We start from the raw sequence: 24,653 nt of genomic DNA on the forward strand, positions 1-24,653 counted from the left end.
GGCTTCTCTTGGAGGTTAGTAACGCAAGTGCACAGCCAGCTGCCAGTAATCCCCGTCCAAGGGGGCGTTGCGCCGATAAAGCGCCCGCTGGTATTCCACGGCCAGCGCGCCATGCCGGTGTTCCAGGGTCGCGCCCAGGCTGCCGCCCAGCAGGCGCTCCCCTCGGATAGGGACGTGGCCAAGACTGCGCGATGCCCGGCCTCGACCTTCGGCCCAGCCGGCGTCCAGGCCCAGGCTCGGGCTCAGGCGAAAGCCGTGGTCCAAGGCAAGGGGCAGAACCAGGGTGTTGCGCCAGGCCAGGGCGCTGCCGGTGTCGATGGGGCGTTCGCGAAAGCCGCGAACCAGGGAACTGCCGCCCAGGCCCAGGCTTTCGCTGGCGGGCATGGGGGCCTGGCTGTATTGCCCGGTCCACTGGCTGGCCAGGGTCCAGTAGCGCCCTCCCAGCTCATGGGCTGAACTGCGAACGAGGCTCAGGCGCCATTTGCGGTAGCGGGCGCTACGCGCGCCGGGTTGTCTGCGCGGCCAGGCGTCGTCTTCTCGCCACCCGCCCAAGCCCAGGCCGTGGCCGACGTAGCCGGCCCATCTGGCGCGGCCCACCCAGAGACCGTTGAGCCCCAGCTCCAGGCTCTGGTAGCGAGGGCTTTGTAGCGCGATGCGATGCCCGGCCAGTCCGGCCGAGATACGCTTGTCATCCAGGCGCAGGGTAGCGCTCAGCAAGCGGGACTGATCCCGCCATAGTCCGCGTTCCAGCGCGTAGCTGAACAGATGGGAGGTGCCCTGCATCGGGAGGACACTGAGCAACCCCGGCGCCTGGGCCTTGTAGCGGAACTGGTTGGCGGCCAGGGAAAGGCTCCAGGGGCCATAGGGAATGTTGTAATTCAGCCCCAGGGTTTCACTGCCCGCGGTGTCGCTGGCCCGGCTGCGAGCGCCGTGCAGGCTGAAAAAGTCGTTGCGCTCCAGTGGGCTGTCCAGCGATGCGCTCAGGCTGATGCGCTGGCGCCCGGTACTGGCGCTTCCCTGATTGTCCATGCCCAGGTCGACCTGCCAGCGTGGCGGGCGACTGGCGGCGCGCAGCGCTACCTTGGTGCCGCCCTGGTACTGGCCTGGCGCAATGTCGGCGACGAGGTCTACCGAGCGCAGGCGATTGAGCTGGTCCAGCCCCTGTTCCAGGGCCCGCAACTGCAAGGGCTGGCCGATCATGCCCGGGAATGCGGCGCCCAGGTTCACCGGCAGCTCCTGGTCCGCCAGCTCGATGGCTTCCACGAAGCCCTCTTCGATGGCCAGGGCCAGGGGCTGCTGATCGGCGGGCGGGGACAGCAGTAGCGGACGGCTGGCTACATAGCCGGCCTCGGTATAAAGCCGGGTGATGGCCGCCAGGATGCGGTTGATCCGCATCGGCCCCATGCATGGCCGGAGCAGAGGCCGAACGGCATGCTGCACCTGGCTGTCCGACACCAGCCGATTGCCTTCGACGCTGATCCCGCTGAGATACCAGCAAGGGGCGTCCGGTGCGTCCTGCGAGGAGGGCGGCGTGGCGGGCTGGCTTGGCGAGGGTGGCGGTTGGCGCTCCAGTTGGCGCTGGCGCTGTTCGGCCTCAATGGCCTCGCGGCGTCGTTCGCTGTCCTGGATGAAGCGCTGGGGGGCATCGAGCAGCGTAGGCGGTAGCGCCGGGAAGCCAGACCCGCCACCTGGAGTCTCTGCCAGGACTGTTTCAGCCAGGGCGCAGGCAAGTACGATATTCGAAAGCTTGGTTCGAAATTTCAGCATCGGTAGAAACCATCCGAATGAATGGTTTCTACCTTACGCGGTCCGCCTCGTTTTCGCGGTCAGTGGCTTCCGAGGGCAGCGAAGGAAACTGGTGAGGATCTTGAGGGAAAAATCCTAGGAAATACTTATGGACGGATCTCGACCAGGGTACCGTCCTTCACCAGGCTCCACAGCTCCCGCATGTCGTCGTTCTTGAGCGCGATGCAACCGTCGGTCCAGTCCAGGGATTGGAAGTACCACTCCGGATAGTCCTCGCTGGCAGGCGTGCCGTGGATCATGATCATGCCGCCCGGCTCGACGCCAGCTTCCCTTGCCTTGGCCATGTCCTTCGGGTTGGGATAGGACAGATGCAAGGCCAGGTTGTAGCGCTCGCTGATCTTTCGCCAGTCCACCCAGTACAGGCCTTCCGGGGTACGCTTGTCACCCTCGCGCTCTTTTGGCCCGCGGGGCTGCTTGCCCAGGGATACCCGGTAGGTCTTCAGCGGTACCCCCCGGCTGAGCAGCTGCAATTGGCGGGCGGACTTGACCACCAGCAGCTTGTCCACCGGGCCGGCGGGCACGACCGCCGGCGGGGCGGCCGGGGTCAATGGGCGTGTGACGATGGTCTGGGTGAAGGATGCGTTGGCCGCGCAGGCGAACGACAGGCACAGGAATGCAAACAGCACGCGCATTGAAGAAATCGAACCTCGAACCAGCCGGCTAGGGAGAAGGGCTTGCCATCTGCTGCGCCGACAGCGGTGGCAGCGCCTCGTTGCGAACCGGGAAATCGCCTGTGCGCCGGTCGCTGAAGAGGCATTCTAAGGTACGCGCCACAGTGCGGAAAGCCAGCTCCGACCAAGGTATCTCGCTTTCATGAAAGAGCCGTACTTCCAGGCTTTCCACGCCCGCGGCAAAGGCCAGGTCGCTCAGCTCGGCGCGGAAGAACACATGTACCTGATTGATATGGGGCAGGTCGAACAAGGTGTACAAACGCAGTTCGTGCAGGCGGGCGCACGCTTCTTCCTCGGTTTCCCGGGCCGCGGCCTGTTCCAGGGTTTCGCCGTTTTCCATGAAGCCCGCCGGAAGGGTCCAGTACCCCTTGCGCGGCTCGATGGCGCGGCGGCACAACAAGACCTGCTCCTGCCACATGGGCACGGCTCCGGCTACGATGTTGGGGTTCTGGTAATGCACTTGCGAGCAGGCGCCACAGACATAGCGCAACCGGGTATCGCCCTCGGGAATCAAATGGGAAACGGTATGGCCACAGTGGCTGCAGAACTTCATCGGGGCCTCGCTGGGTAGGCTGTTCGGTCTCGACCGGGGGCGAGCGTGTTTTTGGGGTTGGGCATTGAGTGCCTTTGTAGCATGATGGAGGGCAGGCCAAGTAGCGAGGAAAGCCATGCTCGAGGAGTTGCTACGCCGTATCGGCAATCATGTGCCCGGAACACTGGAAATCGACGAGCGCTTTCCGGAGGCGGCGGTTCTGGTGCCTATCACTCGAGACGACCCACCGCAATTGGTGCTCACCCTCAGGGCCAAGGGGCTGTCTACCCATGGCGGTGAGGTTGCCTTCCCGGGCGGTCGGCGCGACCCGGAGGACCCCGACCTTACGTTTACCGCCCTGCGCGAAGCCGAGGAAGAAATCGGGCTGCCTCCGGGCATGGTGGAAGTGGTCGGCGGCCTCAGCCCGCTCATCTCCGCTCATGGCCTGAAGGTCACCCCTGTGGTGGGGGTGATACCGGCGTTCGTCGAATACCGCCCCAACGATGCGGAGATCGCCGCGGTCTTTTCCGTTCCGCTGGAGTTCTTCCGCCAAGACCCGCGCGAACACACCCATCGTATCGATTACCAGGGGCGTAGCTGGTACGTACCCTGTTACCGTTATGAAAGTTTCAAGATCTGGGGGCTGACCGCCATCATGATCGTCGAGCTGGTGAACCTTCTGTATGACACCGGTATCACCATGGACAGGCCCACCGGCCCCTATTCTTCGCCCTGATGACAAGGAGCATTGCGTGATGACCAGCCCCGGCGAAGCCTCGTCGCAGCCCGCGCCCGAGCGGCCGGTGCGTTCGCCCTGCGTGAACGTCTGCGCCATGGACGAACATGACCTGTGCATCGGTTGCCAGCGTACGGCGCAGGAAATCACCCAGTGGGGCAGGATGAGCAATGACGAGCGGCGCCAGGTCATTGCCCAGGCCCAGACGCGGGCCCGCGCCCAGGGCGTCATGCGCTGAAACCCATCCACGGCCTCGGTCAACGGTCCCGCCCAGGCCGCCGCTTGAGGTAGAATGCGCCCCTTCCAGGGTTGCACACCGGCGGCCCTCGTTTCGTTCAGTTGAGGAGCTGCCATGACCCGTATCGGAACCCCCCTCTCGCCGACCGCCACACGCGTACTGCTCTGCGGTTCGGGTGAGCTGGGCAAGGAAGTCGTGATCGAACTGCAGCGTCTGGGAGTAGAGGTCATCGCCGTGGACCGCTACGCCGATGCGCCCGCCATGCAGGTGGCGCACCGCAGCCATGTGATCAACATGCTCGACGGCGCGGCCCTGCGCGCCGTGATCGAAGCCGAGAAGCCTGACTACATCGTGCCGGAGATCGAAGCCATCGCCACCGCTACCCTGGTGGAGCTGGAAAGCGAAGGCTTTACGGTGATCCCCACCGCGCGCGCAGCCCAACTGACCATGAACCGTGAAGGCATCCGCCGCCTGGCTGCCGAGGAACTGGGCCTGCCCACGTCGCCCTACCGCTTCGCCGATGCGTTCGAAGACTACCGCGACGCCGTTCTGGCGCTCGGCTTCCCTTGCGTGGTCAAGCCGGTGATGAGCTCTTCCGGCAAGGGCCAGAGCCTGCTCAAGAGCGAGGCGGATGTCCAGCGCGCCTGGGATTATGCCCAGGAAGGCGGGCGGGCCGGCAAAGGCCGGGTCATCGTGGAGGGGTTCATCGACTTCGATTACGAAATTACCTTGCTGACCGTTCGCCATGGCAGCGGCACCACCTTCTGCGAGCCGGTGGGTCATCGCCAGGAGAAGGGTGACTACCAGGAGTCCTGGCAGCCTCAGGCCATGAGCGAGAAAGCCCTGGAAGCTTCCCGCGAGGTCGCCCGGGCGGTGACCGAGGCCTTGGGTGGCCGTGGCATGTTTGGCGTGGAGCTGTTTATCAAGGGCGACCAGGTGTGGTTCAGCGAGGTGTCGCCACGGCCGCACGACACCGGCCTGGTCACCCTCATTTCCCAGGACCTTTCCCAGTTCGCCCTGCATGCCCGGGCCATTCTTGGTTTGCCAGTGCCGGTGATCCGCCAGTTCGGCTCCTCCGCCTCGGCGGTGGTGCTGGTCGAAGGGCAGTCCACGCAAACCGCGTTCGCCAACCTTGGCGCTGCCCTGAGCGAACCGGACACCGCCCTGCGCCTGTTCGGCAAGCCACAGGTCAATGGCCAGCGGCGCATGGGCGTGGCCCTGGCCCGCGATGAATCCATCGAAGCCGCCCGGGCCAAGGCTACCCGCGCCGCCCAGGCGGTAAAGGTCGAGCTCTAGAAACCAGCGAAGCTGGCGAACCTATACCCTCGCTCTTGAAGATGGCAAGGTTCGCGGACTCCGAGCGAGACCTACAAGGCCTGGTGCCGGGTTTCCTTCAGGCACAGCACCGCCAGCAGGCTGAGCAGGGCGGCGGCGGAAACATAGCCGCCCACCCAGCTCAGCCCGCCCATGGCAACCAGTTTCTGGGCGAAGAAAGGCGCGGCCGAAGCCCCGACGATCCCGCCAAGGTTATAAGCGGCCGACGCACCGGTGTAGCGCACCCGCGTAGGAAACAGCTCCGGCAACAGGGCGCCCATGGGGGCGAAAGTGGCACCCATGAGCAGCAACTCCAGGCTCAGGAACAGCAGTACGCCCCAGGTCGTGCCCTGGCTGAGCAGAGGCTCCATGGCAAAGCCCGACAGCATCGCCAGTAGCGCGCTCCACACCAGTACCGGCTTGCGCCCGTAGCGATCGCTCAGCCAGGCCGACACCGGAGTGGCCAGGGCCATGAACAGCACGGCGAAACAGAGCATGGCAAGGAAGGCCTGGCGGCTGTAGCCAAGCGTGGAAACCCCATAGCTCAGGGAAAATACCGTGGAGATGTAGAACAGGGCGTAGCACACCACCATGGCGGCGGCGCCCAGGAGCATCGGCCGCCAATGTTGGCTGAACACTTCCACCACCGGGACCCGGGCCGTTTCCTGGCGCGCCAGGGCCGCGGCGAATACCGGGGTTTCCACCAGCTTCAGGCGTACATACAACCCCAGCACGACCAGCGCGGCGCTCAGCAAAAACGGCAGGCGCCAGCCCCAGCTACGGAATTGTTCATCGCTCAGGCCCATGGCCAGCCCCAGGAACAGGCCGTTCGCCGCCAGGAAACCAATGGATGGCCCTAGTTGCGGGAACATGCCGAACCAGCCGCGCTTGCCCTTGGGCGCGTTCTCGGTGGCCAGCAGCGCCGCGCCACCCCATTCACCGCCCAGGCCGAGCCCCTGGCCGAAGCGCAGCACGCACAGTAAGGCCGGTGCCCAGAGGCCGATCTGCGCGTGGCCTGGCAGCACGCCGATCAGGGTGGTGCAGACACCCATGAGCAAGAGAGAAGCGACCAGGGTCGCCTTGCGCCCGATGCGGTCTCCGTAATGCCCGAACAGAGCCGAACCCAGCGGTCGCGCCAGGAAGGCGATGCCGAAGGTCAGGAACGCCGACAGCATCTGCGCCGTGCCTGAGGTCTGCGGGAAAAACACCGGGCCGATGACCAGCGCGGCGGCCGTGGCGTAGACGTAGAAATCGTAGAACTCGATGGCGGTGCCGATGAAGCTGGCCGTAGCCACGCGCGTGGCGGAATTGACGGGGCGAACCGCGGGTGCGTCTGCTGGGGCAAGGGTAGTAGCGGTCATGGGTGTCTCGACAGTCATGAGCCATGGGCGGCAGGCCGCGCTGGCGGATTGTTGTAGGTCCTCGCTGGGCCGCGATCCCGGATCGGGAAAGAGCGTCCCGGGCCTTCGGATGGGAAGGGTCGGGGCGCGGCGGTCAGCGGGCTGACTGGCCAGAAACGGTAGGCGCGGATGGCGCCTGATTCGGCGGGCTTGGGTAAGCCCTTGGAGTATAGGAAGGGCTACCGGGCGGGGCAATGCTCAGGCGCAGGGCGAGCCCGAATGTTGCCAGGCCAGGAGGCGCTTGACCCGATTTTCTTCGGTTTCGAGGATTTCCAGGCGATAGCGGCCGACTTTCAGGCATACCGCTCGCTCGGGTATGGACTCCAGCGCCTCGGTGACCAGGCCGTTGAGCGTCTTGGGGCCATCGCTGGGCAGATGCCAGCCCAGCACCTTGTTCAGGTCGCGCAGGCTGGCGGCGCCGTCGAGGATGTAGCGCCCGTCTGCCTGGGGGAACACATGGGGGTGGCTGCCAGCCTGTTCGCTTTCGAATTCCCCGACGATTTCTTCGAGGATGTCTTCCAGCGTGATGAGCCCGAGCACTTCGCCATATTCGTCCACCACCATGCCCAGTCGCCGTTGCTGCTTGTGGAAATTGAGCAGTTGGGTATGCAGCGGCGTGCCTTCCGGAACGAAGTAGGCCTCGTAGCAGGCCGCCAGCAGCGCCTGCTCGGTGAGGCTCCGGCTGGGGAGCAGGTGGCTGATCTGCCGCGTGTTGATGACTTTGTCCACCTGGTTGATATCGCCGCGGAACACCGGTAACCGGGTGTGGCGACTGACCATCAGTTGGTCGATGATCTGGTCGAGCGGGTCATCGAGGTCGATGCCATCCACCTCGTGACGTGGCACCAGGATGTCGTTCACGGTCATCCGGTCCAGGCCCATGATGGCGTTGGTCACGCCTTGCCGGGACGCGCGCCCTTCGGCTTCCGGGGTGTCCGTCGGCTGCGCCGTGGCCTGGAGCTCGCCTGGATTGTGTCGGGTTCGCGTCGCGGGGGCCCATCTGCGCGCCAGCGCCAGTTCGACCGCGATCAGGGGTCGCATCAGGTGCACGGGCAGCCAGAGCAGGAAGCCGGCATGGTCGAAGCGTTCCGGCATCCGCTGGGCCAGCAGACGGGGCAGGGCGCCCGCGAGCAGCACGATGGCTACCCAGGCCAGCAACGCGGCGGCCATCGCGCCCAGGGGGCCGAAACCCTGCGCGCCGAGCAGGGCGCTCAGGCTCGCCACCAGTACATGAAACCCTAGCCTGGCCAGGGCCAGTGCCGAGCGCTCCCGGTCGGCGCCCCGAACCCGGCCCTGCGGCTGGCGCCGAGCATGGGCGACGGTACCGAGGCTGGCCGACCACAGCAACGCCAGGGCGATGGCGCCAGCGGCGGGCCCCACAGGCATAGGCATCATGACGCGGCCTCAGATGTGCAGGATGTATTCACGGACCAGCTTGCTGCCGAAATAGGCCAGCATCAGCAGGACGAAACCGGCGAGGGTCCAGCGAATGGCCATATGACCGCGCCAGCCCAGGCGCGTGCGGCCCCAGAGCAGTACGCTGAACACGACCCACGCCAGACAGGACAGCAGTGTCTTGTGCACCAGGTGCTGGGCGAACATGTTTTCCAGGAACAGCCAGCCCGATACCAGGGACAATGACAGCAACACCCAGCCCGCCCAGAGAAACCCGAACAGCAGGCTTTCCATGGTCTGCAGTGGCGGGAAGGCGCGGATCGGCCCGGAAGGGTGCTTGTGCTTGAGCTGGTGGTCCTGGACAGACAGCAGCAACGCCTGGAAGGCGGCGATGGTGAACACCCCGTAGGCCAGGATGGACAGCAGGATATGGGCCAGGATGCCAGGTTCCTGGTCGATGCGAGGCATGGTGCCGGCGGGCGCGAATTGCGCCACCAGAACGGTGACCAGGCCCAATGGATAGAGCAGGACCAGCAGGTTTTCCACTGGTAGCGAGGCGCAGGCAAGCAGGGTCAGGGCGATCACCGCGGCGGCGATCAGGCTCGCGGCGGTGATGAATTCCAGGTTCAGACCGCCAGGGGCCAGCAGTTGCGAAGACAAGGCCAGTGCGTGCAGCAGCACGGCAATGATGCCACCGCCATACAGCAGTGTTCTGTTCGCCTTGGCCCCACGCGCGAGCCGCGCGCCCTGATAGGCCGTGATCCCGGCATAGAACAGCGCCGAAGCGAGGCTGGGTAGCAAACTGGAAGGCAAGGCGAGCATAAGTCTGACGGGCGGCCACTAAAGTCGCGAGTGTGGCATAGAACCTTCGCCCGGATAAAGTGGCGGCCTGTGTCGGCTCGGGCAACTTCTCGCTATAATCGCCGGTCTTCCCTTGCCCGTGGCCAGAACACATCGGCAGGCCGCATGCCACTTCGGTTCGACGGAGCCTGTAAGGATTCCCCATGTTTGAAAATCTTTCCGATCGTCTATCCCAGACGCTTCGCCATGTCACCGGCAAGGCGAAGCTGACCGAGGACAATATCAAGGACACCCTGCGCGAAGTGCGCATGGCGCTGCTCGAGGCCGATGTGGCCCTGCCGGTGGTGAAGGACTTCGTCAACGCCATCAAGGAGCGTGCGGTCGGCACCGAGGTGTCGCGCAGCCTTACGCCCGGCCAGGCGTTCGTGAAGATCGTCCAGGCCGAACTCGAGGCGGTGATGGGCGCGGCCAACGAGGACCTGGCGCTCAACGTCGCCCCTCCGGCCGTGGTGCTCATGGCTGGCCTGCAGGGCGCGGGCAAGACCACCACCGCCGGCAAGCTCGCGCGCTTCCTCAAGGAGCGCAAGAAGAAGTCCGTCATGGTGGTGTCGGCGGACGTCTACCGTCCCGCGGCCATCAAGCAGCTGGAAACCCTGGCCAACGACATCGGCGTCACGTTCTTCCCGTCCGACATCAGCCAGAAGCCCGTGGCTATCGCCGAAGCGGCGATCCGGGAAGCCAAGCTCAAGTTCATCGACGTAGTCATTCTCGATACCGCGGGCCGTCTGCACATCGACGCCGACATGATGGCCGAGATCCAGGCATTGCATGCCGCGGTCAAGCCGGTGGAAACCCTGTTCGTGGTCGACGCCATGACCGGCCAGGACGCGGCCAACACCGCCAAGGCCTTCGGTGACGCGCTGCCGCTCACCGGCGTGGTGCTGACCAAGGTCGACGGCGACGCCCGCGGGGGCGCCGCGCTGTCGGTGCGCTCCATCACCGGCAAGCCGATCAAGTTCATCGGCATGGGCGAGAAAAGCGAGGCCCTCGAGCCCTTCCATCCGGACCGTATCGCCTCGCGAATCCTCGGCATGGGCGACGTGCTCAGCCTGATCGAGCAGGCCGAGCAGAACCTGGACAAGGAAAAGGCCGAGAAGCTTGCCAAGAAGATAAAGAAGGGCAAGGGCTTTGACCTGGAAGACTTCCGCGATCAGTTGCTGCAAATGAAGACCATGGGCGGCCTGGGCAGCCTCATGGAGAAGCTGCCCAACATCGGCGGCGTCAACCTGTCCCAGATGGGCAATGCCCAGGGCGCGGCTGAAAGGCAGTTCAAGCAGATGGAAGCCATCATCAACTCCATGACGCCCGCCGAGCGCCGGGACCCTGAGCTGATCAGCGGTTCGCGCAAGCGCCGCATCGCGCTGGGCTCGGGCACCCAGGTGCAGGACGTGGGGCGGCTGATCAAGCAGCACAAGCAGATGCAGAAGATGATGAAGAAATTCTCCACCAAGGGCGGCATGGCCAAGATGATGCGCGGCCTGGGCGGCATGATGCCAGGCGGCATGCCCCGTCTCTGATGCCAGGCGGCCCGGCCTGGGCAGCCGCCGCGATGCGATGCCCGGCCATTGGGGTAAAAGAGGTTTGCAAAAATCCCTGCATTCCTTGAGAATATGCGGCCTTTCGGGCACCCGTGCCCGCTGTGCCTTATAGTTTTGCACCGACAAACAGGAACGATGTTCACATGGTAACCATCCGTCTTGCCCGTGGCGGCTCCAAAAAGCGCCCGTTTTACCACCTCACCGTGACCGACAGCCGCAATGCGCGCGACGGTCGTTTCAACGAGCGTGTTGGCTTCTTCAACCCCGTTGCCACCGGTGGCGAAGTTCGCCTGTCCGTCAACCAGGAGCGCGTGAGCTACTGGCTGTCCCAGGGCGCGCAGCCGTCTGAGCGCGTTGCTCAGCTGCTGAAGGACGCTGCCAAGGCTGCTGCCTGAGCAGTATGAACGCGACGCCAGACTCCGCGGATGACCTCATCGTCATCGGCAAGATTGTTTCGGTGCACGGCGTTCGTGGTGAAGTGAAGGTGTATTCCTTTACCGATCCGATTGAAAACCTGCTTCAGTACACACGCTGGACGCTTCGGCATGAAGGCATCGTCAAGCAGGTGGAAATGACCCGGGGCCGTTCCCAGAACAAGGTCCTGGTAGCTAAGTTGAAAGGTCTTGACGACCGTGAGGAAGCTCGGCTTCTCGCGGGCTACGAGATCTGCATCGAGCGCAGCCTGCTGCCCGACCTCACCGATGGCGATTACTACTGGTATCAGCTTGAGGGTCTACAGGTCATCAACGGCGAAGGGCAGGTATTGGGCACGGTTGATCACCTGCTCGAGACCGGCGCCAACGATGTGATGGTGGTCAAGCCCGGCGCGGGTAGTCTGGACGATCGCGAGCGGCTGTTGCCCTATACGGACGACTGCGTGCAAGCCATCGATCTGGATGCCGGCATCATGCGGGTGGAATGGGACGCGGATTTCTAGGCCATGGCGAGCCTGCGCATAGAAGTCATTACCCTGTTCCCCGAGATGTTTTCGGCCATCAGCGAGTACGGCATTACCAGCCGCGCGGTAAAGCAGGGGTTGCTTGAGCTTACCTGTCGAAACCCGCGGGCCTACACAACGGACCGTCACCACACGGTGGATGATCGCCCGTTCGGCGGTGGCCCTGGAATGGTAATGAAGATCAAGCCACTGGAAGACGCCCTGGTCGAGGCCAGGCAGGCAACCGGAGGCACGGCGAAGGTGATCTACCTGTCGCCACAAGGCCGGCGCCTGACCCAGGCGGCGGTGAAGGAACTGGCAACGTTGGATGCGATGATCCTCATTGCCGGGCGTTACGAAGGCATCGACGAGCGTTTCATTGAGGCGCATGTGGATGAAGAGTGGTCGATTGGTGATTACGTGCTGTCCGGTGGCGAGCTGCCGGCCATGGTGCTGATCGATGCGGTTACACGGTTGCTGCCCGGAGCTTTAGGGCATGCGGACTCCGCGGAGGAAGATTCCTTCACGGATGGTCTGCTCGATTGCCCGCACTACACCCGACCTGAGGTGTATGCGGAACGGCGTGTACCCGACGTGTTGCTTAGCGGCAACCATGCACACATCCGGCGCTGGCGTTTGCAGCAGTCCCTTGGGCGGACCTACGAACGGCGGGCCGATCTTCTGGAAAGTCGCTCACTTTCTGGAGAAGAGCAGAAGCTGCTGGCGGAGTATCTCCGCGAGCGGGACGATAGTTAACGTATCGATGGCAAAACCATTTTTTTGCCTTAGGAGCACAGCATGACCAACAAGATCATTCTTCAGCTCGAAGCCGAGCAGATGAACAAGGAAATCCCGACCTTCGCACCTGGCGACACCGTTGTCGTGCAAGTGAAGGTGAAGGAAGGCGAGCGTACCCGTCTGCAGGCCTTCGAGGGTGTTGTCATCGGCAAGCGTAACCGTGGCATCAACAGCGCATTCACCGTTCGCAAGATCTCCAACGGTGTTGGCGTTGAGCGTACCTTCCAGACCTACAGCCCGCAGATCGACAGCATGTCCGTGAAACGTCGTGGTGACGTGCGTAAGGCCAAGCTGTACTACCTGCGCGACCTGTCCGGCAAGGCCGCCCGCATCAAGGAAAAACTGTCCTGATAGCGGCTTGAGCTCAGGCTCACCCAAAACCCCGGCCCTTGTGTCGGGGTTTTTGTTTTTAAGAATTCATCTTTGAAAACTCCCGAAGCCTATTGCTTGTCGCTTTACCCAATACGGACCTGGAAATATCTGTGAGCCCTGTCTTGGCGCGATTTGGGCTTCGGCCGTTGCCAAAAAAAGGACCATCAAGGCTCTTGGGAAGTGTTCCGGTTTTTGATTTCAATTGATTGAAGTCGGGTCGCTGGGAATGTTCAAAGGCCCATATTCAATATGTGTAATCAACGTGAATGGGAGCATGACAGTATCAGCGATGGCTGAAAGGCCCATATCGAGTATGGTGGACTCGAGTGTCGGGTTCCATCCTTTTATAGTCGTGGGCGGGGCGTTCAATAGGCACCAGTTATAGGCGAGTCCGCTGTACACCCTTGGAATGGAAGTGCAGTAGGTGGCTCTGGCTTTCAATGTGTCTGATATGACTGGCTCATCCTGCACGGTAGTCTTGATTGTGCCGCAGCCGCAAAGCAATGCAAATAGGTGCAGTAAAGAATAAACTCTCATGTTTATACCTCTCAGCGAAGCGGGAAGGATGCCGGATTTTTAAATGCGAGCAGTAAATGGAATTGCAACAAACTACTTCTGAGGCGCAGGGTTTTCTCTATTGAGGATTGGGTGCTAGAGTATTTGTTTCAACTCAATAGCATTCCAATGCCCGCCCTCGACCACCCCCTGATCGACCAATTCCTCGACGCGCTCTGGCTGGAGAAAGGCCTGTCCGAGAACAGTCGCAGCGCCTATCGCAGTGACCTGGCCCATTTCAATCACTGGTTGAGCGAGCACGGGGTGGACCTGCCGCGGCCGGGGCGCGAAGCGTTGCTCGACTACCTGGCCTGGCGGGTGGATAACCAATACCAGGCTCGCTCGACCGCGCGGTTTCTGTCCGGCGCGCGGGGTTTCTACCGTTATCTGCTGCGCGAAGAGCTGATCGACGTCGATCCCACCCTGCTGGTAGAACTCCCTCAACTGGGCAAGCCCTTGCCCAAGAGTCTCTCCGAAGCGGACGTCGAAGCCCTGCTGGCGGCCCCTGACCTGAGCGAAGCCATTGGCCGGCGCGACCGGGCCATGCTCGAAGTGCTCTACGCCTGCGGCCTGCGTGTTACCGAACTGGTCAGCCTGACCCTGGACCAGTTCAACCTGCGCCAGGGGGTGATCCGGGTAATGGGGAAGGGCAGCAAGGAAAGACTGGTGCCCATGGGCGAGGAAGCCATTACCTGGATGGAACGCTACTTGCGCGATGGCCGCGCCGAGTTGCTCAATGGCCGCGCCAGCGATGTGGTATTTCCCAGCCAGCGCGGGGATCAGATGACGCGCCAGACCTTCTGGCACCGGATCAAGCAGCACGCCATGCGCGCCGGCATAGGCGCGGCCCTGTCCCCGCATACCTTGCGCCACGCCTTCGCCACGCATTTGCTCAATCACGGCGCGGACCTGCGCTCGGTACAACTGCTGCTAGGGCACGCAGATCTTTCCACGACCCAGATCTACACCCATGTGGCCAAGGCCCGGTTGCAAGAGTTGCACGCCCTTCATCATCCACGCGGCTAAGCGAGGGGCATGCCCGGGTGCCGGGTTCGAAAGCCGGGCTGTCGGCCAACAGGGCCTTATGTGATAGTCTTGGCGGCCAATCGTACCCGGCCCGTCGGTTCATTTCCCGGCCTCGGCCGGCCGGGTCGCCCGTCCGCCGCCTCAGGAGTTCTCATGCGCGTGACACGTCTTTTCGCCGCCGCTGCGTTGGCCCTGGCCAGTACCTTTGCCCTGGCCGACGATGCCGAGCAGGCCATACGTAAAACCCTGGACACACTTCAACTGGATGTGCCCATCGAAGCGGTGTCCAGCAGCCCGCTCAACGGCCTCTACGAAGTGCGCCTGAAAGGCGGTCGGGTGTTGTATGCCAGCGCTGACGGTCAGTTCGTGATGCAGGGCTACCTCTACCAGATGCAGGATGGCAAGCCGGTCAACCTCACCGAGAAGACCGAGCGGGCCGCCATCGCCAAGACCGTCAACGCCATCCCTGCCTCGGAAATGGTCGTGTATCCGGCCCAGGGCGAGGTCAAGGCACACATCACCGTATTCACCGACACCACGTGCCCCTATTGCCAGAAGCTTCACGCCGAGGTGCCCGAACTCAATCGGCGTGGCATCGAAGTGCGTTACCTGGCCTTCCCGCGCCAAGGGCCGGGCTCCGAGGGTGACCAGCAGTTGCAGGCTGCCTGGTGCGCCAGCGACCGGCGCGCGGCCCTGGACAAGCTGATCAGCGGGAAGTCCGTTGGTGGCGCCAAGTGCGAGAATCCGGTGAGCAAGCAGTTCGCCCTGGGTCAGAGCATCGGCGTCAGCGGCACCCCGGCCATCATCCTGCAGGATGGGCAGGTCATTCCAGGCTACCAGCCGGCGCCCCAGGTGGCGAAGCTGGCCCTGGCGACGAAGTGACAGGCCATACCAAATACAGGCCGCGATGATCGCGGCGCTTTCCGGTCGGCGCCAGCGTCGGCCGATTCATGGGGAGTCAAGAGTGAAACCGGTCAAAGTAGGCATCTGTGGGTTAGGTACCGTCGGTGGCGGCACCTTCAACGTACTTCAGCGCAACGCCGAGGAGATCGCCCGCCGTGCCGGGCGTGGTATTCAGGTCGCCCAGATCGCCATGCGCTCGCCAAACCCCAACTGCCAGATTACCGGTACCGCCATTACCCATGATGTGTTCGAAGTGGCCAGCAACCCGGAGATCGATATTGTCATCGAACTCATCGGTGGCTATACCGTGGCCCGGGAACTGGTGCTCAAGGCGATCGAGAACGGCAAGCATGTGGTCACCGCCAACAAGGCGCTGATCGCCGTGCATGGCAATGAAATCTTCGCCAAGGCGAGAGAGAAGGGCGTGATCGTCGCCTTCGAGGCAGCCGTTGCCGGCGGCATCCCAGTGATCAAGGCCATCCGCGAGGGGCTTTCGGCCAACCGGATCAACTGGGTAGCCGGCATCATCAACGGCACGGGCAACTTCATTCTCACCGAGATGCGCGAGAAAGGCCGCACCTTCCCTGACGTGCTCGCCGAAGCCCAGGCCCTGGGCTACGCCGAGGCAGATCCGACCTTCGACGTCGAAGGCATAGACGCGGCCCACAAGCTGACCATCCTGGCTTCCATCGCTTTCGGCATTCCGCTGCAGTTCGACAAAGCCTATACCGAAGGCATTTCCAGGCTGACCACGGCCGACGTCAACTACGCCGAGGCCCTGGGCTACCGCATCAAGCACCTGGGCGTGGCGCGAAGCACTCCCAGCGGCATCGAGCTGCGGGTGCACCCCACGCTCATTCCGGCCGACCGGTTGATCGCCAACGTCAATGGCGTGATGAACGCGGTGATGGTCAATGGCGATGCGGTAGGTTCGACCCTGTTCTACGGCGCCGGCGCCGGCATGGAGCCGACGGCTTCCTCCGTGGTGGCCGACCTGGTCGACGTGGTCAGGGCCATGACCTCTGACCCGGAAAACCGCGTGCCGCACCTGGCCTTCCAGCCCGATGCGTTGTCCGCGCACCCGATCCTGCCGATCGATGCCTGCGAAAGCGCCTATTACCTGCGCATCCAGGCCAAGGATCATCCGGGCGTCCTGGCACAGGTGGCCAGCATTCTCTCCGCGCGTGGTATCAACATCGAATCGATCATGCAGAAGGAAGCCGAGGAGCACGATGGCCTGGTGCCGATGATCCTGCTGACGCATCGCGTGCTGGAGCAGCGGATCGACGACGCCATCTTGGCGCTGGAAGCCCTGGATGACGTGGTCGGCAAGGTTGTGCGCATCCGCGTCGAACAGCTCAACTAAGCGGCAGGCTTCACACTGTGAATGAAGGCGGCGCAGTGTGAAGCTTCGATCGGAATAAACTCGCGGCGAGGCCGAAACGCAGAGCATGAGATACGCCAAGAGGCTTCGTCTTGTGGCTTGCGGCTCGGAGCTTGCCGCTCAAACCAAAGGTTTGCACCCATGCGTTATATCAGTACCCGCGGCCAGGCGCCGGCGCTCAACTTCGAGGACGTGCTGCTGGCCGGCCTGGCCAGTGATGGCGGCCTCTACGTGCCGGAGAATCTGCCGCGTTTCACTCAGGAGGAAATCGCCTCCTGGGCCGGCTTGCCATACCACGAGCTGGCTTTCCGGGTCATGCGCCCATTCGTGACCGGCAGCATCGCCGACGCGGACTTCAAGCGCATCCTTGAAGAAACCTATGCCGGCTTCAACCATGCCGCCGTCGCGCCCCTGCGTCAGCTCGGCGGCAACGAATGGGTGCTGGAACTCTTCCACGGCCCCACTCTGGCCTTCAAGGACTTCGCCCTGCAACTGCTTGGCCGCCTGCTGGACCATGTGCTGGCCAAGCGGGGCGAGCGGGTGGTAATCATCGGCGCCACCAGTGGCGATACCGGATCGGCGGCCATCGAGGGCTGCAAGCATTGCGAAAACGTGGACATCTTCATCCTGCATCCGCACCAGCGCGTGTCGGAAGTGCAGCGTCGGCAGATGACCACGCTCTTTGGCGACAACGTTCACAACATCGCCGTGCAAGGCAACTTCGACGACTGCCAGGAGATGGTCAAGGCCAGCTTCGCCGACCAGTCCTTCCTCAAGGGCACACGTCTGGTGGCGGTGAATTCCATCAACTGGGCCCGCATCATGGCCCAGATCGTCTACTACTTCCACGCGGCCCTGCAGTTGGGTGGCCCGCTGCGCTCGGTGGCCTTCTCGGTACCCACGGGCAACTTCGGCGATATCTTCGCCGGCTACCTGGCGCGCAACATGGGGCTGCCCATCAACCAGCTGATCGTTGCCACCAACCGCAACGACATTCTGCATCGCTTCATGAGTGGCAACCAGTATGTGAAGGACACTCTTCATCCGACCCTGTCGCCCTCCATGGACATCATGGTCTCCTCCAACTTCGAGCGTCTGCTGTTCGACCTGCACGGGCGCAATGGCATGGCGATCGCGCAGCTGATGGCCAGCTTCAAGCTCGGCGGCGGGTTCAGTGTCGATGAAGACCGCTGGACCGAAGCGCGCAAGCTGTTCGACTCCCTGGCGGTGAGCGACGAGCAGACGTGCGAGACCATCGCCCAGGTATTCGCCACCACCGGTGAAGTGCTCGACCCGCACACCGCCATCGGCGTGCGGGCCGCCCGCGAGTGCCGGCGCAGCCTCGACATCCCCATGGTGGTGCTGGGCACGGCGCACCCGGTCAAGTTCCCGGACGCCGTGGAAAAGGCAGGCGTCGGCAAGGCCCTGCATCTGCCTGTGCACCTGGAAGACCTGTTCCAGCGGGAAGAGCGCTGCACCGTACTGCCCAATGACATTGCCGCGGTGCAAGCATTCGTCAGCAGCCATGGCAATCGTGGCAAGCCGTTGTAATTCGTTTCTTCAAGGGCGCCCCGAGGCGCCCTTGTCGCCTACACGGCTGTAGGAAGTATCCCGCCACTTTGGCGAAGGTCATCGACTTTTCGCCCTGGTCTTTCAGATGAATCCTATTTAGACGCAACGCAGCCTTCTTTAAGGTAGCCGCCCTATACACATTCAGGAGGCCGCCCAATGCGTTCGCTCAAGGTTCTCATCGTAGAGCAGAATCCCGCCCGCCTGCTGCAGCTTCATCAGATGCTCAATGCCTGCGGCGTCTTCGGTGTGCGTGTCGCCGAGGACCTGAACGCCGCGCGGCACAGCCTCGCCCGTCAGGGGGCCGTGGACGTGCTTGTACTAGGCAGCCAGCTGTTGCCTGCCTCGAGCTTTTTCGCGGACCTGGCCGGTCGCGGGCAAGCTACCGCCCTGGCGGGCGGCGTTATCGTCCAGGGGCCGGTCGGGTACACCGAGCCGGCCGAGGTCGTTCGCCGCGCTCGTCAGGCGGGGCTATGGGTGCTGGGGGTGCTGCCCTGGGGGCAATCCATCTGCCCGCTACACAACATGCTTTGCCGATACCGCATGGAGACTGCCGAAGCCCTGATTGCCTAAACCGCCTTTCATCGCCCGTTGCGCTTGGTCAGGTCGAAGGAGCGAACTTTTGCCCTGGCATAGTGGTCATTTACTGGCACTGAATAGGATTTCCGGTAAACAAGGGTGATCAAGATGGAAAACATCAGCTTGTTGCTTAGTGATGCTCTGGCGCCATACCGCGTCAGCCTGGCTCCGTCGGATCTCCAAGGCCGCTTGCGGCTGACGATCGAGGATCAAGCCGGCAATACGGTTCTGAATCGCGATGTAAATCAAAGCCAACTGGCCGATACCCGCGCTCTCACCGATGTGGTGGATGGTCTGCATCGAGACCTTCTGATCGCTGAGGGCCGCCTGGAGCCTTCGATGATCGCGGCCTTGCGTGTCGTGGGTACCGCCGGTCGGTACGGCGCCGAGATGCGTTGATCAGGGAACCTTCCTCAAAGGCAACCCTCTTACCTTACAAGGACGCTTGAACGACATTGTGCTCCGGTGTCGTTCGGTCGTCCGGTGGCCTGTAAGGCCATGTTTGCCCCGGCCGGCCTCCCCACCGCGTCCGGGGTTTCTTTTGCCCGCCCGCCACCTGGCCCCTTGCTTCGGGTAGACTATTGCCCCCCCTCGTTACCTCGAAGCCCACCATGGCCCAGCCCTCGACAACCTACAAGTTCGAACTCAACCTCACCGACCTGGACCGGGGCGTCTACGAAAGCGTCAAGCAGACCATCGCCCGTCACCCTTCGGAAACCGAAGAGCGCATGGCGGTACGCCTGTTGGCCTACGCGCTGTGGTACAACGAAAACCTGGCATTCGGCCGCGGCTTGTCTGACGTGGACGAGCCCGCCCTCTGGGAAAAGAGCCTGGACGACCGTGTGCTGCACTGGATCGAAGTAGGCCAACCTGATCTGGATCGCCTGACCTGGTGTTCCCGTCGTACCGAGCGTACCAGCCTGCTGGCCTATGGCAGCCTGCGGGTCTGGCAGGGCAAGGTAGTGGATTCGGCCCGTACCCTGAAAAACCTCAACATTGCCGCAGTGCCTCAGGACGTGCTGGAGGTATTGGCCAGCGACATGCCGCGCGCCATCAAGTGGGATGTAATGATCAGCGAAGGTACAGTGTTCGTGACCGATGATCGGGGCCAACATGAAGTCCAGCTTGAATGGTTGCTTGGCGAACGCGGCTAAGGCATGGTGGCCGCCCGCCGTTGTCGTACCCGTGAGATGATTGCCGCACATGCGTATCGAGCCACGCCCGCTACCTGCTGAACTGCCTTTCCTTGGCGACTTGCCGCCTCTGTTGACCCGCCTGTATGCCGCCCGTGGGGTACAGAGCCAGCAGGAGCTGGACAAGGGCCTGGCACGGCTGCTGCCTTATCAGCAACTCAAAGGCATCGACCAGGCAGTGTCGCTGCTGGTTGAAGCCATCGACCAGCGCCAGCGCATCCTGGTGGTCGGTGACTTCGATGCCGATGGGGCCACGGCCAGCAGCGTTGCGGTCTTGGGCTTGCGCCTGCTTGGAGCTGCCCAGGTGGATTACCTGGTACCCAATCGCTTCACCTACGGCTATGGCCTTACGCCGGAAATCGTCGGCGTGGCCCTGGAACGTCAACCAGACTTGCTGGTGACCGTGGATAACGGCATTTCCAGTGTCGATGGCGTCCAGGCCGCCAAACAGGCCGGGCTCAAGGTATTGATAACCGACCACCATCTGCCGGGCCCTGAATTGCCCCAGGCCGATGCCATCGTCAACCCCAACCAGCCCGGGTGTGAATTTCCCAGCAAGGCGCTGGCCGGTGTCGGTGTCATCTTCTATGTCCTGATGGCGCTACGTGCCCGTTTACGCGCCCTCGGCCGCTATGACCAGGCATCGCAGCCGAATATCGGCGAGCTACTGGACCTGGTTGCGCTAGGCAGCGTGGCTGACGTGGTACCTCTCGATGCCAACAATCGCATCCTGGTGCACCAGGGGTTGGAACGCATCCGTGCCGGTCGGGCGCGGCCTGGCATCCAGGCACTGTTGGAAGTCGCTCGTCGCGACCATCGCCGACTGACTTCCGTGGACCTGGGCTTCATCCTCGGACCGCGCCTCAACGCAGCGGGGCGCATGGACGACATGAGCCTTGGCATCGAATGTCTACTCAGTGAAGACCTGGCGCTGGCGCGGGACATGGCCGCGGAGCTCGATGGCCTTAACCAGGATCGAAAATCCGTGGAGCAGGGCATGCAACGCGAAGCCCTGGCGCAACTCAAGGACCTTCCCGTGGAGGCCATGCCCTTTGGCCTTTGCCTGTTCGAGCCGGACTGGCACCAGGGCGTGATCGGCATCCTCGCCTCGCGGCTCAAGGACCGTTATCACCGGCCCACCATCGCCTTTGCCGATGCCGGCGATGGCGTGCTCAAGGGCTCGGCGCGGTCCATCCCCGGCTTCCATATCCGTGATGCGCTGGATGCCGTAGCCGCCAGCCACCCGGGCCTGATCACCAAGTTCGGCGGTCATGCCATGGCCGCCGGGCTTTCCTTGCCGGCCGAGCATTTCCAGGCCTTCGCCAAGGCCTTCGATGCGCAGGCGCGGGCCCAGCTCTGCGAGGACGATCTCACCGGAAGGCTGTTGTCGGACGGTTGCCTGGCCGTGGAAGAATTCCACCTGGAACTGGCCCGGGCCCTACGCAATGCCGGGCCATGGGGGCAGCATTTTCCCGAGCCGCTGTTCCACGGTGTTTTCGAGCTGGTGGAGCAACGCGTAGTGGGTGAGCGGCACCTCAAAGTGGTGCTCAAGAGTGAGTGCGGCAGCGTTCGCCTCGATGGCATCGCCTTCGGTGTCGATCGAGACCTGTGGCCCAACCCCGGCGCGCGTTGGGTGGAAATGGCCTACAAGCTGGACGTGAATGAGTACCGGGGCGTGGAGAGCGTGCAGCTGTTGATTCAGCACCTGAGTCCACGCTAGGGGAATCCGCCGCCCTCCATGGGGGTCTACTAGGCTCTGTAGAATGTCCGCTGGCCCCAAGCCACGGGCAGCGTCTATGGCTGACCTAACCCATTTGAGAGGTGCTTCATGAGCCTGCTGTTAGAACCCTACACGCTGCGCGGCCTGACCTTGCGAAACCGTATCGTGGTTTCGCCCATGTGCCAGTACTCGGCCGAGGATGGCTTGGCCAACGATTGGCACCTGGTTCACTTGGGCAGCCGGGCCGTGGGTGGCGCGGGCCTGGTGATCTTCGAGGCCACCGCGGTAACCGCGGACGGGCGCATCACTCCCGAAGACCTCGGCCTGTGGAAAGACGAGCAGATTCCCGGCCTGCAGCGCATCACGCGTTTCATCGAGGCCCAGGGGGCGGTCGCGGGCATCCAGCTCGCCCATGCCGGTCGCAAGGCGAGTACCTGGCGGCCCTGGCTGGGCAAGCACGGTAGCGTGACCCTGGAAGAGGGCGGCTGGATTCCGGTGGCGCCTTCGCCGATTCCCTTCGACCCCGAGCATGCACGGCCGACCGAGCTCGGCGAAAAGGACATCCAGGGCATCAAGCAAGCCTTCATCGAGGCCGCCCGCCGCGCCTTGAGCGCAAATTTCAAGGTGGTAGAGATCCACGCCGCCCACGGCTACCTGCTGCACCAGTTCATGTCGCCCTTGAGCAATCGCCGTACTGACCAGTACGGGGGGAGCTTCGACAATCGCATTCGCCTGGTATTGGAAGTAACCGAAGCCATTCGCGAGCTATGGCCGGCGGACCTGCCGGTGTTCGTGCGTGTATCGGCCACCGATTGGGTGGAGGACGGCTGGAATCCGGACGAAACCGTTGAATTGGCGCGGCGCTTGAAGGCCCTGGGGGTAGACCTGGTGGACGTTTCTTCCGGCGGTACCGCCGCGAATGCCGAAATCCCGACGGGTCCTGGCTATCAGACGCGCTTCGCCGAGCGGGTGCGCAAGGAATCGGAAATTGCCACCGGTACCGTAGGGATGATCACGGAGCCTGCCCAGGCCGAGCATATTCTGCGCACTGGCCAGGCGGACCTGATTCTGCTGGCCCGGGAGCTATTGCGCGATCCGTACTGGCCGCTGCATGCCGACGATGACCTTGGCGGTCGTCAGTCCATCTGGCCCGCCCAGTACCAGCGCGCCACCCACCGGGACCAACCCATCCATGAGTCGGACCTGCGGGATACGGCAGCGCGCGGTTGATCCTTATCCATGGGCTGCCCCCAGGGTAGGCGCTAGCGAAGCTGGCGAATGAAGCGAATTTCGAAAGCTCCATTCCCAGCTGGCGCTGGGTCCTACCGGTCGGTCCAACCCCTGTAGGCCCAACTTTACCTTCGGCGGCTTCGCTACCCATGGTGGGAGCCAGCGAAGCTGGCGAAGGGCAGTGAGCGGGACCATTCGGCAGTTTGGCAGCCCTCCTACGGATACTTGCGCTGATCGGGCGCTGGCGGGAAGTACTGGTACAGCCAGGTCTCGCTAAGGGTGCGGTCGCTGGTCCTGATATACAGCCGCATCTCCACCGGCTCCACGCTGTCGCTGGTGGGATACCAGTCGAAGATCACTCGGTAGCCCTTGATGTTCGGCAGTACCAGCACATGGAAGTCCTGGACCTTGCCATTGGATACCGTCACCACGGGCTCGATGCCGGTGCCTTCCGGCAGGCTTTCCAGGCCGCCGCCGGTGAAGTCGATGGCGAAGCGGCGGGCCCATTTATCCGGGTAATGCTCGCCCGGTGCCCAGCCTTCCAGGAAGCCGCCCATGCCGGAGCGGGTGGCGTGAACCCGTGCCAGCGGCGTGCCGGTCGGGGGTAGGGCGCTCCAGTACAGCTTGTAGCCGTAGGCCAGGGTGTCGCCAGCGGCCACGGGCTTTCTGGGCGTCCAGAATGCCACGATGTTGTCCATGGTTTCGCCAGTGGTAGGGATCTCCAGCAGGTCGATGGAGCCCTCGCCCCAGGCGGTGGTGGGTTCTACCCACAGGCTGGGGCGCTTGCTGTACCAGTCCACGGTATCCTGGTAGCTCTCGAAATCGTGGTCGGTCTGCACCAGGCCGAACCCTTTCGGGTTGGTGTCGGCAAAGGCATTGAATTGCAGCTTGGCCGGGTTGTTCAGTGGCCGGCAGATCCATTCGCCATTGCCGCGCCACATGGCCAGGCGGTCCGAGTCGTGGATCTGCGGATGGATGGTGTCGCACATGCGACGTTCGTGAGTGCCGCAACTGAACATGGTGGTCATGGGGGCGATGCCCAGTTGCTGGATCGCCGTGCGGGCCGTTACCTGCATGTCCACCGCCATGACTACGCGCTCGTCTTGGCAGTCGATGTCGAAACGATAGGCGCCGGTGGCGCTGGGAGACTCCAGCAAGGCGTAGACCACGAAGCGGGTGGCGTCCTTGGTCGGGGTCTCGAACCAGAACCTGGTGAAGTCCGGGAATTCTTCCTGCCGCTTGGCGAAGGTGTCGACCGCCAGGCCGCGCGCCGACAAGCCGTACTGCTTGGTCGCATCCACGGCGCGGAAATAGCTGGCGCCAAGGAAGGAAACGATGTCATGGCGATCGATCTCAGGCGCCTTGAACAGCTTGAAACCGGAAAAGCCCAGGTCACCCTTGAGCTGCTTCTGGTTGACCTTGCTGTCGTTGTAGTTGAACAGCTCGGGCCGGAAGTGTACTTCCCGCGCCTGACGGGTGGCCGGATCCACGCTGTACATGCGCACCGGCGTGCGGAAGCCCATGCCCACGTGGAAGAACTGGACATCCAGCTGGCCATTCACTTCTTTCCAGAGCGAATGGTTGGCGTCGTACTGAATGGCATTGAACTGCTGAGGCGTCATGTTCGCCAAGGTAGGCGGCAAGGCCTGCTTGCGGTCGGTATAGGGCTGTGCGGCCAGGGCCTTGGCCAGGGCCTTGAGCCCCTCGAAATCGAAGTGTTCGGCGTCGCCGTCGGCGGTTGCCGCCAGCGCGCGAGCGGAGAATAGCGCGCTGGTAGACAGGCCGGTATAGGCGGCCAGGGCCATGGAGGCTTTCAACAGGCTTCTGCGGTGCATGGGCAAACCTTTGCTGGAAAATGCGAACGTTAGCCAGGTTGATGGCACCGCGCAATCACCG

At 63.2% G+C, this 24,653-nt stretch carries 25 protein-coding genes; 17 read left to right on the plus strand and 8 right to left on the minus strand.

Annotated elements, in window-relative coordinates; all coding sequences use genetic code 11:
• Window positions 1–15 precede the first annotated feature (15 nt).
• From ACP691_RS02670 to ACP691_RS02680, 3 genes are all read right to left on the minus strand, one after another.
• Window positions 16–1,767 (minus strand): ShlB/FhaC/HecB family hemolysin secretion/activation protein, encoded by a 1,752-nt coding sequence (locus ACP691_RS02670; protein WP_426149944.1) that lies wholly within the window; start codon window positions 1,765–1,767, stop codon window positions 16–18.
• Window positions 1,768–1,892: 125 nt separating this feature from the next.
• Window positions 1,893–2,438: a L,D-transpeptidase family protein gene (locus ACP691_RS02675; RefSeq protein ID WP_426149945.1), complete on the minus strand. Its 546-nt coding sequence runs from the start codon at window positions 2,436–2,438 to the stop codon at window positions 1,893–1,895.
• 28 nt (window positions 2,439–2,466) lie between these two features.
• A complete protein-coding gene (locus ACP691_RS02680; RefSeq protein WP_426149946.1) occupies window positions 2,467–3,030 on the minus strand; it encodes an NUDIX hydrolase in 564 nt (187 codons plus the stop codon).
• Window positions 3,031–3,145: 115 nt separating this feature from the next.
• On the opposite strand from ACP691_RS02680, the gene ACP691_RS02685 reads away from it, so the two are divergent.
• The 3 genes from ACP691_RS02685 (at window position 3,146) to purT (ending at window position 5,279) form a co-directional block, all read left to right on the plus strand.
• Window positions 3,146–3,745, plus strand: coding sequence for a CoA pyrophosphatase (locus tag ACP691_RS02685; protein ID WP_426149947.1), 600 nt, complete (start codon window positions 3,146–3,148; stop codon window positions 3,743–3,745).
• A gap of 19 nt (window positions 3,746–3,764) precedes the next feature.
• Window positions 3,765–3,983, plus strand: coding sequence for a DUF1289 domain-containing protein (locus tag ACP691_RS02690; protein WP_426150208.1), 219 nt, complete (start codon window positions 3,765–3,767; stop codon window positions 3,981–3,983).
• A 114-nt stretch (window positions 3,984–4,097) separates the two neighbouring features.
• Complete coding sequence (gene purT, locus ACP691_RS02695) at window positions 4,098–5,279, plus strand: formate-dependent phosphoribosylglycinamide formyltransferase (RefSeq protein WP_426149948.1); 1,182 nt, start codon at window positions 4,098–4,100, stop codon at window positions 5,277–5,279.
• Between the two features lie 71 nt (window positions 5,280–5,350).
• On the opposite strand, the gene ACP691_RS02700 is transcribed toward purT, so the two are convergent.
• The 3 genes from ACP691_RS02700 to ACP691_RS02710 form a co-directional block, all read right to left on the minus strand.
• Window positions 5,351–6,658, minus strand: a complete 1,308-nt coding sequence (locus ACP691_RS02700) for an MFS transporter (protein WP_426149949.1) — start codon at window positions 6,656–6,658, stop codon at window positions 5,351–5,353.
• Window positions 6,659–6,895: 237 nt separating this feature from the next.
• A complete protein-coding gene (locus ACP691_RS02705; protein ID WP_426149950.1) occupies window positions 6,896–8,092 on the minus strand; it encodes a transporter associated domain-containing protein in 1,197 nt (398 codons plus the stop codon).
• Between the two features lie 9 nt (window positions 8,093–8,101).
• Complete coding sequence (locus ACP691_RS02710; RefSeq protein ID WP_426149951.1) at window positions 8,102–8,914, minus strand: cytochrome C assembly family protein; 813 nt, start codon at window positions 8,912–8,914, stop codon at window positions 8,102–8,104.
• A gap of 182 nt (window positions 8,915–9,096) precedes the next feature.
• Here ACP691_RS02710 and ffh point away from each other — a divergent pair, with 182 nt between their 5' ends.
• The 5 genes from ffh to rplS all read left to right on the plus strand — a co-directional run bounded on the left by ffh (window position 9,097) and on the right by rplS (window position 12,577).
• Window positions 9,097–10,470 carry a signal recognition particle protein gene (gene ffh, locus ACP691_RS02715; protein ID WP_426149952.1) on the plus strand — a complete coding sequence of 458 codons (1,374 nt, stop codon included), beginning with the start codon at window positions 9,097–9,099 and terminating at the stop codon, window positions 10,468–10,470.
• 164 nt (window positions 10,471–10,634) lie between these two features.
• A complete protein-coding gene (rpsP, locus tag ACP691_RS02720) occupies window positions 10,635–10,886 on the plus strand; it encodes a 30S ribosomal protein S16 (RefSeq protein WP_040261964.1) in 252 nt (83 codons plus the stop codon).
• A gap of 5 nt (window positions 10,887–10,891) precedes the next feature.
• On the plus strand, window positions 10,892–11,428 hold the full coding sequence (gene rimM / locus ACP691_RS02725; RefSeq protein ID WP_426149953.1) for a ribosome maturation factor RimM: 537 nt from the start codon (window positions 10,892–10,894) through the stop codon (window positions 11,426–11,428).
• Window positions 11,429–11,431: 3 nt separating this feature from the next.
• Window positions 11,432–12,184: a tRNA (guanosine(37)-N1)-methyltransferase TrmD gene (trmD, locus tag ACP691_RS02730; protein WP_040261966.1), complete on the plus strand. Its 753-nt coding sequence runs from the start codon at window positions 11,432–11,434 to the stop codon at window positions 12,182–12,184.
• 42 nt (window positions 12,185–12,226) lie between these two features.
• Window positions 12,227–12,577, plus strand: a complete 351-nt coding sequence (gene rplS / locus ACP691_RS02735) for a 50S ribosomal protein L19 (protein WP_040261967.1) — start codon at window positions 12,227–12,229, stop codon at window positions 12,575–12,577.
• A gap of 219 nt (window positions 12,578–12,796) precedes the next feature.
• On the opposite strand, the gene ACP691_RS02740 is transcribed toward rplS, so the two are convergent.
• Complete coding sequence (locus ACP691_RS02740) at window positions 12,797–13,135, minus strand: YceK/YidQ family lipoprotein (RefSeq protein ID WP_426149954.1); 339 nt, start codon at window positions 13,133–13,135, stop codon at window positions 12,797–12,799.
• A 147-nt stretch (window positions 13,136–13,282) separates the two neighbouring features.
• On the opposite strand from ACP691_RS02740, the gene xerD reads away from it, so the two are divergent.
• From xerD to ACP691_RS02785, 9 genes are all read left to right on the plus strand, one after another.
• A complete protein-coding gene (xerD, locus tag ACP691_RS02745) occupies window positions 13,283–14,179 on the plus strand; it encodes a site-specific tyrosine recombinase XerD (RefSeq protein ID WP_426149955.1) in 897 nt (298 codons plus the stop codon).
• A 153-nt stretch (window positions 14,180–14,332) separates the two neighbouring features.
• Window positions 14,333–15,061 (plus strand): DsbC family protein, encoded by a 729-nt coding sequence (locus tag ACP691_RS02750; protein WP_426149956.1) that lies wholly within the window; start codon window positions 14,333–14,335, stop codon window positions 15,059–15,061.
• Between the two features lie 82 nt (window positions 15,062–15,143).
• Complete coding sequence (locus ACP691_RS02755; RefSeq protein WP_426149957.1) at window positions 15,144–16,448, plus strand: homoserine dehydrogenase; 1,305 nt, start codon at window positions 15,144–15,146, stop codon at window positions 16,446–16,448.
• Window positions 16,449–16,607: 159 nt separating this feature from the next.
• Window positions 16,608–18,017: a threonine synthase gene (gene thrC / locus ACP691_RS02760; RefSeq protein ID WP_426149958.1), complete on the plus strand. Its 1,410-nt coding sequence runs from the start codon at window positions 16,608–16,610 to the stop codon at window positions 18,015–18,017.
• A 177-nt stretch (window positions 18,018–18,194) separates the two neighbouring features.
• On the plus strand, window positions 18,195–18,608 hold the full coding sequence (locus tag ACP691_RS02765) for a response regulator (protein ID WP_426149959.1): 414 nt from the start codon (window positions 18,195–18,197) through the stop codon (window positions 18,606–18,608).
• Between the two features lie 114 nt (window positions 18,609–18,722).
• Entirely contained in the window at window positions 18,723–19,013 is a 291-nt protein-coding gene (locus ACP691_RS02770; protein WP_426149960.1) for a DUF3509 domain-containing protein, read from the plus strand.
• Window positions 19,014–19,225: 212 nt separating this feature from the next.
• Window positions 19,226–19,768 (plus strand): YaeQ family protein, encoded by a 543-nt coding sequence (locus tag ACP691_RS02775; RefSeq protein ID WP_426149961.1) that lies wholly within the window; start codon window positions 19,226–19,228, stop codon window positions 19,766–19,768.
• A 49-nt stretch (window positions 19,769–19,817) separates the two neighbouring features.
• Window positions 19,818–21,527 (plus strand): single-stranded-DNA-specific exonuclease RecJ, encoded by a 1,710-nt coding sequence (gene recJ, locus ACP691_RS02780; RefSeq protein ID WP_426149962.1) that lies wholly within the window; start codon window positions 19,818–19,820, stop codon window positions 21,525–21,527.
• 108 nt (window positions 21,528–21,635) lie between these two features.
• On the plus strand, window positions 21,636–22,757 hold the full coding sequence (locus ACP691_RS02785) for an NADH:flavin oxidoreductase/NADH oxidase (RefSeq protein ID WP_426149963.1): 1,122 nt from the start codon (window positions 21,636–21,638) through the stop codon (window positions 22,755–22,757).
• Between the two features lie 215 nt (window positions 22,758–22,972).
• Here the strand turns inward: ACP691_RS02785 and ACP691_RS02790 are convergent, their stop codons facing one another.
• Complete coding sequence (locus ACP691_RS02790; protein WP_426149964.1) at window positions 22,973–24,592, minus strand: glucan biosynthesis protein D; 1,620 nt, start codon at window positions 24,590–24,592, stop codon at window positions 22,973–22,975.
• Between the last annotated feature and the right edge of the window lie 61 nt (window positions 24,593–24,653).

The sequence above is a fragment of the Pseudomonas sp. DC3200b2 genome, assembly GCF_049895785.1.
Taxonomy (GTDB): domain Bacteria; phylum Pseudomonadota; class Gammaproteobacteria; order Pseudomonadales; family Pseudomonadaceae; genus Aquipseudomonas; species Aquipseudomonas massiliensis.

Bases quoted from the DNA above. Each gene is read 5' to 3' on its own strand.
- ACP691_RS02750 (WP_426149956.1), top strand. From the start codon at position 14,333: ATGCGCGTGACACGTCTTTTCGCCGCCGCTGCGTTGGCCCTGGCCAGT.
- xerD (WP_426149955.1), top strand. From the start codon at position 13,283: ATGCCCGCCCTCGACCACCCCCTGATCGACCAATTCCTCGACGCGCTC.
- ACP691_RS02710 (WP_426149951.1), bottom strand. From the start codon at position 8,914: ATGCTCGCCTTGCCTTCCAGTTTGCTACCCAGCCTCGCTTCGGCGCTG.
- trmD (WP_040261966.1), top strand. From the start codon at position 11,432: ATGGCGAGCCTGCGCATAGAAGTCATTACCCTGTTCCCCGAGATGTTT.
- rimM (WP_426149953.1), top strand. From the start codon at position 10,892: ATGAACGCGACGCCAGACTCCGCGGATGACCTCATCGTCATCGGCAAG.
- ACP691_RS02785 (WP_426149963.1), top strand. From the start codon at position 21,636: ATGAGCCTGCTGTTAGAACCCTACACGCTGCGCGGCCTGACCTTGCGA.
- rplS (WP_040261967.1), top strand. From the start codon at position 12,227: ATGACCAACAAGATCATTCTTCAGCTCGAAGCCGAGCAGATGAACAAG.
- ACP691_RS02680 (WP_426149946.1), bottom strand. From the start codon at position 3,030: ATGAAGTTCTGCAGCCACTGTGGCCATACCGTTTCCCATTTGATTCCC.
- thrC (WP_426149958.1), top strand. From the start codon at position 16,608: ATGCGTTATATCAGTACCCGCGGCCAGGCGCCGGCGCTCAACTTCGAG.
- ACP691_RS02740 (WP_426149954.1), bottom strand. From the start codon at position 13,135: ATGAGAGTTTATTCTTTACTGCACCTATTTGCATTGCTTTGCGGCTGC.
- ACP691_RS02685 (WP_426149947.1), top strand. From the start codon at position 3,146: ATGCTCGAGGAGTTGCTACGCCGTATCGGCAATCATGTGCCCGGAACA.
- ACP691_RS02705 (WP_426149950.1), bottom strand. From the start codon at position 8,092: ATGATGCCTATGCCTGTGGGGCCCGCCGCTGGCGCCATCGCCCTGGCG.
- ACP691_RS02775 (WP_426149961.1), top strand. From the start codon at position 19,226: ATGGCCCAGCCCTCGACAACCTACAAGTTCGAACTCAACCTCACCGAC.
- ACP691_RS02700 (WP_426149949.1), bottom strand. From the start codon at position 6,658: ATGACCGCTACTACCCTTGCCCCAGCAGACGCACCCGCGGTTCGCCCC.
- ACP691_RS02765 (WP_426149959.1), top strand. From the start codon at position 18,195: ATGCGTTCGCTCAAGGTTCTCATCGTAGAGCAGAATCCCGCCCGCCTG.
- ACP691_RS02670 (WP_426149944.1), bottom strand. From the start codon at position 1,767: ATGCTGAAATTTCGAACCAAGCTTTCGAATATCGTACTTGCCTGCGCC.
- ffh (WP_426149952.1), top strand. From the start codon at position 9,097: ATGTTTGAAAATCTTTCCGATCGTCTATCCCAGACGCTTCGCCATGTC.
- rpsP (WP_040261964.1), top strand. From the start codon at position 10,635: ATGGTAACCATCCGTCTTGCCCGTGGCGGCTCCAAAAAGCGCCCGTTT.
- purT (WP_426149948.1), top strand. From the start codon at position 4,098: ATGACCCGTATCGGAACCCCCCTCTCGCCGACCGCCACACGCGTACTG.
- recJ (WP_426149962.1), top strand. From the start codon at position 19,818: ATGCGTATCGAGCCACGCCCGCTACCTGCTGAACTGCCTTTCCTTGGC.
- ACP691_RS02675 (WP_426149945.1), bottom strand. From the start codon at position 2,438: ATGCGCGTGCTGTTTGCATTCCTGTGCCTGTCGTTCGCCTGCGCGGCC.
- ACP691_RS02790 (WP_426149964.1), bottom strand. From the start codon at position 24,592: ATGCACCGCAGAAGCCTGTTGAAAGCCTCCATGGCCCTGGCCGCCTAT.
- ACP691_RS02770 (WP_426149960.1), top strand. From the start codon at position 18,723: ATGGAAAACATCAGCTTGTTGCTTAGTGATGCTCTGGCGCCATACCGC.
- ACP691_RS02690 (WP_426150208.1), top strand. From the start codon at position 3,765: ATGACCAGCCCCGGCGAAGCCTCGTCGCAGCCCGCGCCCGAGCGGCCG.